The sequence below is a fragment of the Sutterella parvirubra YIT 11816 genome, from assembly GCF_000250875.1.
In the GTDB taxonomy this organism is placed as follows: Bacteria; Pseudomonadota; Gammaproteobacteria; order Burkholderiales; family Burkholderiaceae_F; genus Sutterella; species Sutterella parvirubra.
This window is the reverse complement of sequence record NZ_JH605003.1, coordinates 48,352-58,452: the sequence shown is the minus strand read 5'-3', so window position 1 is coordinate 58,452 and position 10,101 is coordinate 48,352. Positions and strand designations below refer to the sequence as shown.

12 protein-coding genes are annotated in these 10,101 nt (G+C 66.9%); 4 read left to right on the top strand and 8 right to left on the bottom strand.

Annotation, left to right across the window (positions count from 1 at the left end; genetic code table 11):
* The coding region (locus tag HMPREF9440_RS08125) for a patatin-like phospholipase family protein (RefSeq protein WP_040764955.1) at positions 1–2,117 on the top strand (2,117 nt) is incomplete at its 5' end.
* Between the two features lie 24 nt (positions 2,118–2,141).
* On the opposite strand, the gene HMPREF9440_RS08120 is transcribed toward HMPREF9440_RS08125, so the two are convergent.
* Genes HMPREF9440_RS08120 through HMPREF9440_RS08110 form a run of 3 tightly spaced genes read right to left on the bottom strand, consistent with a single transcriptional unit; the run spans position 2,142 to position 3,607 of the window.
* On the bottom strand, positions 2,142–2,624 hold the full coding sequence (locus HMPREF9440_RS08120; protein WP_008543206.1) for a DUF2721 domain-containing protein: 483 nt from the start codon (positions 2,622–2,624) through the stop codon (positions 2,142–2,144).
* Between the two features lie 12 nt (positions 2,625–2,636).
* Positions 2,637–3,095 carry a DUF2721 domain-containing protein gene (locus tag HMPREF9440_RS08115; protein WP_008543205.1) on the bottom strand — a complete coding sequence of 153 codons (459 nt, stop codon included), beginning with the start codon at positions 3,093–3,095 and terminating at the stop codon, positions 2,637–2,639.
* Positions 3,092–3,607 carry a YbaK/EbsC family protein gene (locus HMPREF9440_RS08110; RefSeq protein WP_008543204.1) on the bottom strand — a complete coding sequence of 172 codons (516 nt, stop codon included), beginning with the start codon at positions 3,605–3,607 and terminating at the stop codon, positions 3,092–3,094. The genes HMPREF9440_RS08115 and HMPREF9440_RS08110 overlap by 4 nt, the downstream gene beginning before the upstream one ends.
* A 147-nt stretch (positions 3,608–3,754) precedes the next feature.
* Here HMPREF9440_RS08110 and ruvX point away from each other — a divergent pair, with 147 nt between their 5' ends.
* Together ruvX and HMPREF9440_RS08100 are read left to right on the top strand one after the other, a co-directional pair.
* On the top strand, positions 3,755–4,144 hold the full coding sequence (ruvX, locus tag HMPREF9440_RS08105) for a Holliday junction resolvase RuvX (RefSeq protein ID WP_008543203.1): 390 nt from the start codon (positions 3,755–3,757) through the stop codon (positions 4,142–4,144).
* Positions 4,145–4,179: 35 nt separating this feature from the next.
* Complete coding sequence (locus HMPREF9440_RS08100; RefSeq protein ID WP_008543202.1) at positions 4,180–5,040, top strand: lysophospholipid acyltransferase family protein; 861 nt, start codon at positions 4,180–4,182, stop codon at positions 5,038–5,040.
* Here the strand turns inward: HMPREF9440_RS08100 and HMPREF9440_RS08095 are convergent, their stop codons facing one another.
* Positions 5,041–5,871 carry a symmetrical bis(5'-nucleosyl)-tetraphosphatase gene (locus HMPREF9440_RS08095; RefSeq protein ID WP_008543200.1) on the bottom strand — a complete coding sequence of 277 codons (831 nt, stop codon included), beginning with the start codon at positions 5,869–5,871 and terminating at the stop codon, positions 5,041–5,043.
* Positions 5,872–6,054: 183 nt separating this feature from the next.
* Between HMPREF9440_RS08095 and galU the strand changes: the two genes are divergently transcribed.
* The gene (gene galU, locus HMPREF9440_RS08090; protein ID WP_008543198.1) at positions 6,055–6,894 is read left to right on the top strand and encodes a UTP--glucose-1-phosphate uridylyltransferase GalU; all 840 of its coding nucleotides are present in this window, start codon (positions 6,055–6,057) and stop codon (positions 6,892–6,894) included.
* Here the strand turns inward: galU and rfaE2 are convergent.
* Genes rfaE2 through rfaE1 form a run of 4 tightly spaced genes read right to left on the bottom strand, consistent with a single transcriptional unit; the run spans position 6,887 to position 9,928 of the window.
* The gene (gene rfaE2 / locus HMPREF9440_RS08085) at positions 6,887–7,384 is read right to left on the bottom strand and encodes a D-glycero-beta-D-manno-heptose 1-phosphate adenylyltransferase (protein ID WP_008543196.1); all 498 of its coding nucleotides are present in this window, start codon (positions 7,382–7,384) and stop codon (positions 6,887–6,889) included. The two genes, galU and rfaE2, sit on opposite strands and share 8 nt — an antisense overlap.
* On the bottom strand, positions 7,381–7,953 hold the full coding sequence (gmhB, locus tag HMPREF9440_RS08080; protein WP_008543194.1) for a D-glycero-beta-D-manno-heptose 1,7-bisphosphate 7-phosphatase: 573 nt from the start codon (positions 7,951–7,953) through the stop codon (positions 7,381–7,383). The genes rfaE2 and gmhB overlap by 4 nt, the downstream gene beginning before the upstream one ends.
* Positions 7,953–8,954 (bottom strand): ADP-glyceromanno-heptose 6-epimerase, encoded by a 1,002-nt coding sequence (gene rfaD / locus HMPREF9440_RS08075; protein ID WP_008543192.1) that lies wholly within the window; start codon positions 8,952–8,954, stop codon positions 7,953–7,955. Before rfaD ends, gmhB begins: the two co-directional genes overlap by 1 nt.
* A 47-nt stretch (positions 8,955–9,001) precedes the next feature.
* On the bottom strand, positions 9,002–9,928 hold the full coding sequence (gene rfaE1, locus HMPREF9440_RS08070; RefSeq protein ID WP_008543191.1) for a D-glycero-beta-D-manno-heptose-7-phosphate kinase: 927 nt from the start codon (positions 9,926–9,928) through the stop codon (positions 9,002–9,004).
* Between the last annotated feature and the right edge of the window lie 173 nt (positions 9,929–10,101).

Below are 10,101 nucleotides of genomic sequence, written 5' to 3'. Positions count from 1 at the left end.
CGGGCGGCGGCGCGCGCGGGTTCGCGCACGCGGGCGTGCTCAAGGTCCTCGAAACCCTGGGCGTCAGAATCGACGTCGTCACCGGCACCTCGATGGGGTCGATGGTAGGCGGCGCCTACGCGGCGGGCTACACCGCGGAGGAGATCGAGAGGATCGTGCTCTCGGTCGACTGGGACCAGATGCTCGCGGTCCGGCCGGAGCGCGAACTCCTCCCGTGGCGCAGGAAGGCCGAAGACTTCCAGGGGCTCTCCTCCGCCGCGATCGAAATCACGGCGGACGGCCGGGCGCGGCTCCCCAAGGCGATCGTGCCCTCGCAGGAGCTCGACATCTTCCTCATGCGCCACACCGGGATCGTCTCGATGGTGGAGGACCTCTCCTACCTCTCGATTCCCTTTGCGGCGTCGGCCACCGACCTCATCACGGGCGAGCGCATCGTCATGCAGAAGAACTGTACCCTCGGCACCGCGATGCGCGCCTCGATGTCGGTGCCGGGCGCCTTCGCGCCCTTGAACGTCGGCGACCACATGCTGGTCGACGGCGGCCTCGTCGACAACCTTCCGGTGGAGTTGGCGCGCGAGATGGGCGCGGACGTGATCATTGCGGTGAACGTCGGGACGCCGCTCTCGGGCCGCGACGAACTCCAGTCCGTCGTGGGCGTGATGGCGCAGATGGTGAACATCCTCACCGAACAGAACGTGCGCCGCTCGATCCGCTCGCTCGGCGACCGGGACATCCTCATCACGCCGGATCTGACCGGGCTCTCCAGCACGGACTTCAAAAAGAGCGCCGACATCATCCGCGCCGGGGAGACCGCCGCGCAGACCCACGCCGAAGCGTTGGAGCGCCTCGCGCGCCCGCGCGCCGAGTGGGCGGCCTGGGACGCCGAGCGCCGAAACCTCATCACCGAGGCACCGAAACGCACCGAGCACGTCATCAGCGCGATGCGCGTTGAGGGGAACGACATGGTGACGCCCGAGCGCGTGATCGCGGCGACCGGCATTCCGCTCAACAAGCCCGTCACGAACGAAGAGGTCGAACAGGGCGCCCGCCGCGTCTGGGCGGAGGGCTACTTCAGCAGCCTCAAGTACCGGTTCGAACCCGGCCCGGGCTCGACCGAAGTGTTGGTCTTGGAACCCCAGGAGCGTGAAGAAGGCTATTCGACGGTGCGGATCGGCGGCTCCCTGGAGACCGACTTCGAGGAGAACAACAACTACAACGTGATCTTCTCGCACACGTGGCACCTCCTCAACAGCTGGGGTGCGGAGTGGCGAAACGAAGCGGCCTTCGGCGACCAGCACCGGTTCCTCACCGAGTTCTATCAGCCGATCGGCCCCAACACGAACTGGTTCGTGGAGTTGGAGGGCTCGTACGAGCGCACGCCCTTCGACATCTACCGCGGGGGCGAACCCATCATGCGGTGGCGAAACGAGGTGCTCGACGGCCACGTCATGTTCGGCCGCGAATTCCCCGGGTTGGGCCACGCGGGCGTGATGGGCGGGTGGCTTCGCACCAAAGCGAAGCGCGAGATCGGCGTCTCGGACATGGACTACGAACAGGGCGTCGTCTCGACGGGCTACCTGGGCGGCCAGATGGTGTTCGATACGTTGGACGACGTCGACTTCCCGACGAAGGGGTATCTCTTCTCCGCGGAGGGGCTCGTCACCGAAGCCGACGCCGACGGGCGCTCGCCCTACATCTTCATGGCGGAGGCGCTCGTTCCCTGGAGCGTGGGCCCGTGGACGGCGCTCCTTCAGGTCGAAAAGGGACGCTCGACCCAGCCGGACGCCTTCCGTCTGGGCGGCGCCTTCAACATGGCGGGCGTGCCCGCAGGGCGCTGGACCGGGTCCGACTACGACTACGCGAGCATCGCGCTCGCGCGGCGCTTCGCGACGCCGCTCCTTGAAAACACGCCGATTTGGGTGGGCGGGCGGCTCGAAGCCGGCCGCGCCTACAACGGAAGCGATCCGGGCTGGTCCGAGAGCGGCGACGACAAGTGGCGTTCGTCCGCCTCCGCGTACGTCGGGCTCGACAGCGTGATCGGGCCGCTCTACCTCATCTTCGGGCGCACCCGCAACGAAGGGAGCGCGCTCTACTTCGTTTGGGGCCACCCACACTGAGGGGCGCGACCCCGAAGGAAGCCCTTACTCCGTCTTCTCGGTTTGCCCGGCAGGACCTTCCGGCGCCGGAGGCATGTTGTCGATCGCCATCTTGAGGGCGTGGAGCGACAGGTTGATTTCCGCCGAGAAGTAGAGCGTCGAGACGACGATGAGCGTGATCGCGCCCATGAGGAGCCCGCCCTCAACGTAAAGCAGACTCACGTCGGTGAAGTCCGCCAGGACGCAGAGCGTGACGAGCAGCGCCGAGAAGACCGCGGAGAGCGCCACGCAGAGCATCCCGCGGCGCACGAGGCTCGCGCGCTCGTAGATGAGGTCGATCTCCGCGTCGATCACGGGTTCGAACTTCGCCGCGGCGGTGGCGCGCTTCGCCATCAGCTGACGGATGCGGTTCGTCGCGTGGTTGTAGCGCGCCGTCATGCAGATCATCAGAAGCCCGACCCCCGAGATGAGCGTGATCGGGGTGAGCGACGAGGCGAGGATTTGGTTGAATTCGTTGATGTCGACCATGATTCACGCTCCTCAGTGCTGCGTGCGCTTCTTGCCGGGGAGGTGCTTCACCGCCATGCCGAGGGCATGGAGCGACACGCCGATCTCCACCGAGAAGAACGCCGTGGAGACGACGATCAGAAGGAGCGCCGCCACGAGAAGCAGGCTCGAGAGCGCCACGAAGCTCGTCCCGCTGAAGTGTTGGATGACGTTCGCCGCCACCATGAGGCCCGAGCACAGGGCCGAGAGCGAGAGGCAGAGCATCGCGCGGCGCAGGAAGAGCGCGCGGCGGAAGATGATCCGGATCTCGCGGTCGATGTCGGGTTCGCCCGCGAGCCCGAGGTCCTCGCGCTTTTTGATGAGCTGCCGGATGCGGTCCGTCGAGTGGTTGTAGCGGTTCGTCATGCAGAGCATGATGAGGCCGACGCCGGAGATGAGCGTGATGGGCGTGAGCGAATTCGCCAGCATGCCCTGAAACTGTGCGGCGATCATTTGTCTTCCGTCTGGGTGGGTTCTTCGTCGCGCAGGAATTCGACCTCGCGGGGCGCGACGATGCGGCGGTAGTCTTCCGTGTTGATGAAGATCGAGACGTCGCGCTGGCCCGCGTTGAAGACGAGTTCTTCGTACCGGGTGAAGAGCGACGGATCGGCGACGATCTCCAGCTCCGGGTGCAGGCTCACCGGCGGGACCGCGCCGAAGACGCAGCCCGTGAAGTTCATCACTTCGTCGGGGCTCGCGAGCGAGGCACGGCGCGCGCCGAACGCCTGGGCGAGCTTCGTGAGATCGGCCTGCATGTCGGCGGGAAGGATCGCGAGAACGTGCTTCTTGACGCCGTTGCCCTTGACCGTGCAGCAAAGGGCCTTTGCGCCCTGGCCGAGTTCGGTCCCGCGGATTTCCGAAACGGACTTGCTCGACGTGCCGCAGGCTTCGTGATGCATGACGCGGAAACGCGCGCCTCCCGCGCTGAAGCGTTCGACGAGTTGATCAAGGACGTTCTCAACCATTGGGCATACTCCGGAAGGTGTGGGGTCGTGGGGCGCCCGGACCGGGTGGATTTCGGGCGCGGGAAAAGACGAAGACGATAAAATACGCCGATCCGCGCGGTTTGGCATCTTCCCGGCCGCGCATCGGCTTTTTTTATAGGGATACTCATGACGGAAGGTACGGTGCTCTGCTTCGATTTCGGCCTCGCCCGCACGGGTGTGGCCGTCGGCAACACGCTCACGCGGACCGCCGAACCGCTCACGATCATCCGAGCGCAGACGAACGACGCGCGCTGGAAGGCGATCGAGGCGCTCGTCGCCGAATGGGATCCCGCGCTCTTCGTCGTGGGCGTCCCCGTTCACGGCAACGGCACCGACTCGACGATCACGCAGCGCTGCCGGCGCTTCGCGCGTCAGTTGGAAGGGCGCTTCCGCCGTCCCGCCAAGGAAGTCGACGAACGCTACTCGTCGGTTGAAGCCGACGACGGGAGCGGCCGCATCGACGATCTTGCCGCCGAGGTGATTCTCCGGCAGTACTTTGAAGAGAACGCCGACTGAAACGTCCGCCCTCCGACCTTTCTCCTTTTCCTTTTATGACCTCGATCCGCAAGGCCTGGCGCCTCACGCTCGTCGCGCTCCTCATCCTGATCATCCTCTTCACGGTGACCGTGCTCTTTCCCATCGCCGGGAACGCGGGCCGCGGGCGCCTCACGCGCACGTTGGCGAAGTTCAGCATGTGGGTGATGGGGATCCGCGTGCGGGTGACGGGCACGGTGCCCGACGCCTCCGCCGCGGCGATCGGCTGGGCGTCCGAGGGTCCGGGCTACATGGTCTGCTCGAACCACGTCACCTTCGTCGACATCTTCGCGCTCTCCTGCGTGCTCCCCGTGCGCTTCGTCGCGAAGAAGGAGATCGCCTCGTGGCCGGTCTTCGGGTTGATTTCGAAGCGCACCGGCACGATCTTCATCGACCGCACGCGCCGCCGCGCGGTGCTGGAGATCGCCGAAGCGATGACGAACGCGATGAAGGAGGGCCGCAACGTGCTCTTCTTCCCGGAAGGGACGACCGGGACGGGCGAAGGGCTTCTCCCCTTCCACGCGAACCTCTTCGCGTCGGCGGTGGCGGCGGAAGCCCCGATTCTTCCGGTGACGCTCCGCTACACGAAGGACGGCGCCGTGACGACGCTCGTCTCCTACGCGCACCGCGACCTCTTCACGGTCCTCAAGGACATCTGCGCGACGCCGGGCCTCGCCGTCGACATTCAGGTGCTTCCGGTCATCGAAGCCGCCGGGCGCGAGCGCCGCGACATCTGCGCGGAAGCCTCCCGCGTGATGTCCGCGGCCCTGGGCGTCGAAGACGCGACGGCCGCACTCGAGGCGAAGCGCCTCGCGCGTGCGGCCGCGGCGGAAAGGAAGGAAGAAGTGAAGGAAGAGGCGCCTGCGGCGCAGGCCTGATCACTTCTTCTTGAAGGCGAAGGGATCCGCCCAGCAGGGGCAGGGCTCTTCGAAGAACCGGCGGTCGGGGAAGCGCACCGCCGTCAGCTTCCCGCCCCAGAGGCACCCCGTGTCGATCGCGACGACGTTGGGGCGGTTGATGAGCCCCAGCATCGACCAGTGTCCGAAGCAGATCGTGAGGTCCCCGCACTTCCTCTTCGGGAACTCGAACCACGGCTGAAGCCACGCGGGGGCGTCCGCGACGCCTTCCTTCTGCTCGAAGTCCAGTTCGCCCGTATCCCGGTCGACGAAGCGCATGCGGGTGAAGGCGTTCAGAATCGCGCGCATCCGCGCGGGACCTTCGATCCCTTCCTCCCAGTGGGAGTTTCCGTACATGCCCTGGAGCCACGCGGCCCAGTCCGGGCCCGAGAGCGCGGCGGCGGCCTCGGCGGCGAGCATCCGCGCGCGCTCGATGGGCCAGAGCGGATGAATCCCGGCGTGCACGAACACGACGCCCGCCTCTTCGATCATGAGCGGCTGACGGCGCAGCCAATCGATCAGCTCGTCGCGGTCCGGCGCCGCGAGGATGTCGCTGATCGTGTCGCGTTTGTGGGGCTTTCCGGCCCCGGCCGCGACCGCCAGAAGATGCAGGTCGTGGTTCCCGAGCGTGACGCTCGCGCGCGGGCCCAGATTCTTCACGAACCGGAGCGTTCCCAGCGAATCGGGTCCGCGGTTGACGATGTCCCCCACGAAGATGAGGCGGGCGTCGTCGGGGAACTGCTCGATGAGGCCTTCGAGGCTCTCCAGGCAGCCCTGTACGTCGCCGATGGCGATGAGCGCAGTGTCGGGCATGGTGTTCGATCCGGATGTCGTGCGGCCGCGATGTTGCCGAACGGGCGGCCGACGCGGTAAGCTCCTCGGCGCCTGCGGCGCCGTCGGTGCGGTCCATTGTAAGAGGATTGCACGGAAACGCGCGCGCCGTCACCCAACATTGACCCGGGGACCCGTCGTCCGCCGGGATAGCTGAGGATTCCCATGAAGCCCGTCCGCAAAGTCGTCTTTCCCGTCAACGGTCTCGGCACGCGATTCCTGCCGGCCACCAAGGCCATGCCGAAGGAAATGCTCCCGATCGTCGACAAGCCGCTCATCCAGTACGCCGTGGAGGAGGCGGCCGCCGCGGGGATGACCGAAATGATCTTCGTGACGGGCCGCAACAAGCGAGCGATCGAAGACCACTTCGACGCCTATCCCGAGCTCGAGCGCGAATTGGCCGAAAAGGGCAAGGACGAACTTCTGGAGATCGTCAAGAGCATCGTGCCCCCGGGCGTGAAGTGCATCTACATCCGTCAGCCGAAGGCCCTGGGTCTCGGCCACGCGGTGCTCTGCGCCGAACCCGTCGTCGGCGACGAACCCTTCGCGGTGATGTTGGCGGACGACCTGGTCGACGCGCCTTCCTCCTGCGTGGGTCAGCTCGTCAAGGCGCGCGAAGCGCAGGGCGGCGGCTCCGTCGTCGCCGTGCAGGACGTCGCGCCGGAAGAAACGAAGAAGTACGGCATCGTCAGCGTCGACGACGCCGAAGAGCGCACCGCGCGCATGCGCGGCATGGTCGAAAAGCCCGATCCCGCCGTGGCGCCCTCGCGCCTTGCGGTGATCGGCCGCTACGTCTTCGAACCCGAAATCTTCAAGCACCTCGCCGGTCTTGAAGCGGGCGTCGGGGGTGAAATTCAGCTGACGGACGGCATCTCCGCGTCGCTCGCAGACACGCCCTGCTGGGCGCACCGCTTCGAAGGCACCCGCTTTGACTGCGGGTGCAAGCAGGGGTTCTTGGACGCCACCGTCCACTTCGCCCGCAAGCGGGGCTTCCGGATCAACTGATCCCGCGGACCTTTCGGAGCAGCGCCGTCGTGGAGCGTTCGTGCTCGAACGTCACCGTGACGGTGCGCCCGCCCCAGGTGGCGGCGAGCTTCGCCTCCGGGAGGTCCTCGACGCGGTAGTCGCCGCCCTTCACGTAGATGTCGGGGCGCGCGCGGCGGACCGCTTCCAGAGGGACCTTGTCGGGAAACACCACGACGAGGTCCACGGCTTCCAGAGCCGCCAGCACGGCCGCACGGTCCGCTTCGGCGTTGATCGGGCGGTCGTCGCCTTTTCCGAGCATGCGCACCGAGGCGTCGCTGTTGACCGCGACGACGAGGCTCGCCCCGAGCGAGCGCGCCTGCGCGAGGTAGGTCACGTGACCGCGGTGCAGGATGTCGAAGACGCCGTTCGTGAAGACGACGGGGTGCGGGAGCGCCGCGGCGCGCTCGGCGAGCTCCTCCATCGTGCAGATCTTCGACTCAAATGCCGGGGCGGGAAGGCGCGTGCTCATCGTGTGGCCTTTTCAAACTGAGTGAACCAGGGAGAGGAGACCGCTTCCGCAAGACTGCGGAAGGTCTGCGTCGCGTCCGCGGACGCTTCGGGCGCCGCGCGCCCGTCGGTGCCCAAAAGCACGCGTTCGGGGCAGCCCGCGCGGGCACCTGCGGTGCAGTCGCCCGGCTTGTCCCCGAAGATGACGCTCTTCGTGAGGTCGAGCCCGAGCGTTCGGGCGGCGGTGAGGAGCATCCCCGGCTCGGGCTTCCTGCAGCCGCAGGCCTGCCGGTATTGGGGAAGCGCCTTTTCCGGGTGGTGCGGACAGAAGAAGACGCCCGCGAGCGGCGCTCCGGCGCGTTCGAACTCGGCCTTCATCCAGTCGGTGAGTTTTCCGAACGCGGCTTCGTCGTAGTAGCCGCGCCCGATGCCGGACTGGTTGGTGACGACGACCAACGCGAAGCCCGCGTCGTGAAGGCGCCGGGCGGCGTCGAGCACCCCCGGCACCCACTCGAACGCTTCGATCGTGTGGACGTAGGCGTGATCGATGTTGATCACGCCGTCGCGGTCGAGAAAGGCGGCGCGGCGCATCAGCCTTCCACCGGGTGGGCCTGAAGGAGGTACTGAACGTAGTCGCGCGTGCCTTCCTGCACGGTGCGGAAGGGCACGTCGCAGCCCGCGGCGCGCAGGTTCTCGAGATTCGCCTGCGTGTAGGCCTGGTACTTCCCCTTCAGAGCTTCGGGGAAGGCGATGTACTCGATTTCGCCCTTCGCGACGGCTTCCTCCAGCGTGAGCTCTTCGCGGCCGTCGGCTTCCCTGAGTCTGTTCACCACGGAGAGCGCGACGTCGTTGAAGGGCTGCGCACGGCCCGTGCCGCAGTTGTAGATCCCCGAGACCGGGTTGTCGAGGAAGTGCATCAGGACGTTCGTCACGTCGTCGATGTAGACGAAGTCGCGAAGTTGCGCGCCGTCGGTGTAGCCCAGGCACCCTTCGAAGAGCTTGACGCGCCCTTCGCGGCGGTACTGGAAGTACTGGTGGTAGGCGACGCTCGCCATGCGGCCCTTGTGCTGCTCGTGCGGCCCGTAGACGTTGAAGTAGCGAAGACCCACGACCGGGGCGCGCAGGAAGGGCATCTCACGGCGCAGAACCTGGTCGAAGAGGTACTTCGAGTAGCCGTAGACGTTCAGGGGTCCTTCGCAGCGGAGGTCTTCGACGAACTCCGTCTTCGCGCCGTAGGTGGCGGCCGAGGACGCATAGATGAAGGGGATCCGGAGCTCCTGCGCCCAATGGAAGAGATCGAGCGTGTAGCGGTAGTTGTTCTCCATCATGTAGACGCCGTCCTGCTCCATGGTGTCGGAGCAGGCGCCCTGATGGAAGATCGCCGTGGGCTTCGGGGCGGTCCCGGCGCGCACGCGGGCGATGAAGTCGCGCTTGTCGAAGTAGTCCGAAATGCGGCACTTCGCGAGGTTGATGAACTTCTCGCTCTTTTCGAGGTTGTCGACGGCGATCACGTCGGTGATGCCGCGCGCGTTGAGGGCGAGGACGTTGTTGCAGCCGATGAAGCCGGCGGCGCCGGTGACGAGAATGCTCATGTGAGTGCTTCCATGTGGTGCGCCCTGAGGGGCGCACGGAAATCGAATCAGTTGCCGAAGAGTTCGTCGTAGCTGACGGTGGCCGTGCCGAGCTTGCCGACGACGATGCCGCCCGCCTTGTTGGCGACGGCGACCGCCTCCTCGATGGGGACGCCCGTGGCGAGCGTGGCCGCGAGAACGGCGATCACGGTGTCGCCCGCGCCCGAGACGTCGAAGACTTCGCGGGCCTGCGCGGGAACGGTGATCTGGCCCGAGGCGCTGTAGAGCGTCATGCCTTCTTCGCTGCGGGTGAGGAGCAGGTGCTCAAGCCCGAGCGACGTGCGCAGGTTCTGCGCGCGCTCGGTCAGGTCCGCTTCGTCGCGCCAGCGGCCGACCACCTCGCGGAGTTCCGAGCGGTTGGGCGTGATCACCGTGGCGCCCGCATAGCGCGCGTAGTCGTCGCCCTTCGGGTCGACCAGAATCGGGATTTTTCGGGCGCGCGCGGCCTCGATCATCTTCGTGATGTGCGAGAGCCCGCCCTTGCCGTAGTCGGAGAGAACGAGCACGTCGGTCTCGTCGAGCAGGCGCCCGAAGGCGCCGAGGTGCTTCAGGAGCACCTCTTCGGCGGGCCAGGTCTCGAAGTCGCAGCGCACCATCTGCTGCTGACGGGCGACCACGCGCAGCTTCACCGTCGTCGCGTGACCCGGATCGAACTGGAGTTCGGGGCGGATCCCCGATTCGCGCAACAGCTTGTCGATCGTGCGGCCGGGCTCGTCGTCGCCCACCACGGAAAGAAGCGTCGAGGCGGCGCCCACGCCCGCGATGTTGAGGGCGACGTTCGCGGCGCCCCCGAGGCGCTCTTCGGTACGGTTGACGCGCACGACGGGAACGGGAGCTTCCGGGGAGATGCGCTCGGCGTCGCCGAACCAGTAGCGGTCGAGCATGGCGTCGCCCGTCACGAGAACGCGGGCGCGCGAAAGTGTGGATTTGTCCATAGGGCCTTGGGCTGCCCGGAGACTTCGCTTCGACCGCGGCTTCGTGCGCGGGAGCGGCTCGGGGCGGGTTGGCGTTGTTGATGGGTTGCCCGAATTGTACCAACCGGCCCGGGGCGCGGCGCCCCGGCGCGGAGCGCCCGGCCTCAGCGGAAAGGACCGAGGTGTACGCGGAT

Coding starts and splice junctions, on each gene's coding strand:
- rfaD (WP_008543192.1), bottom strand. CDS start 8,954: ATGAGCATTCTCGTCACCGGCGCCGCCGGCTTCATCGGCTGCAACAAC.
- galU (WP_008543198.1), top strand. CDS start 6,055: ATGAAGCCCGTCCGCAAAGTCGTCTTTCCCGTCAACGGTCTCGGCACG.
- HMPREF9440_RS08110 (WP_008543204.1), bottom strand. CDS start 3,607: ATGGTTGAGAACGTCCTTGATCAACTCGTCGAACGCTTCAGCGCGGGA.
- gmhB (WP_008543194.1), bottom strand. CDS start 7,953: ATGCGCCGCGCCGCCTTTCTCGACCGCGACGGCGTGATCAACATCGAT.
- HMPREF9440_RS08120 (WP_008543206.1), bottom strand. CDS start 2,624: ATGGTCGACATCAACGAATTCAACCAAATCCTCGCCTCGTCGCTCACC.
- rfaE1 (WP_008543191.1), bottom strand. CDS start 9,928: ATGGACAAATCCACACTTTCGCGCGCCCGCGTTCTCGTGACGGGCGAC.
- HMPREF9440_RS08100 (WP_008543202.1), top strand. CDS start 4,180: ATGACCTCGATCCGCAAGGCCTGGCGCCTCACGCTCGTCGCGCTCCTC.
- HMPREF9440_RS08095 (WP_008543200.1), bottom strand. CDS start 5,871: ATGCCCGACACTGCGCTCATCGCCATCGGCGACGTACAGGGCTGCCTG.
- ruvX (WP_008543203.1), top strand. CDS start 3,755: ATGACGGAAGGTACGGTGCTCTGCTTCGATTTCGGCCTCGCCCGCACG.
- rfaE2 (WP_008543196.1), bottom strand. CDS start 7,384: ATGAGCACGCGCCTTCCCGCCCCGGCATTTGAGTCGAAGATCTGCACG.
- HMPREF9440_RS08115 (WP_008543205.1), bottom strand. CDS start 3,095: ATGATCGCCGCACAGTTTCAGGGCATGCTGGCGAATTCGCTCACGCCC.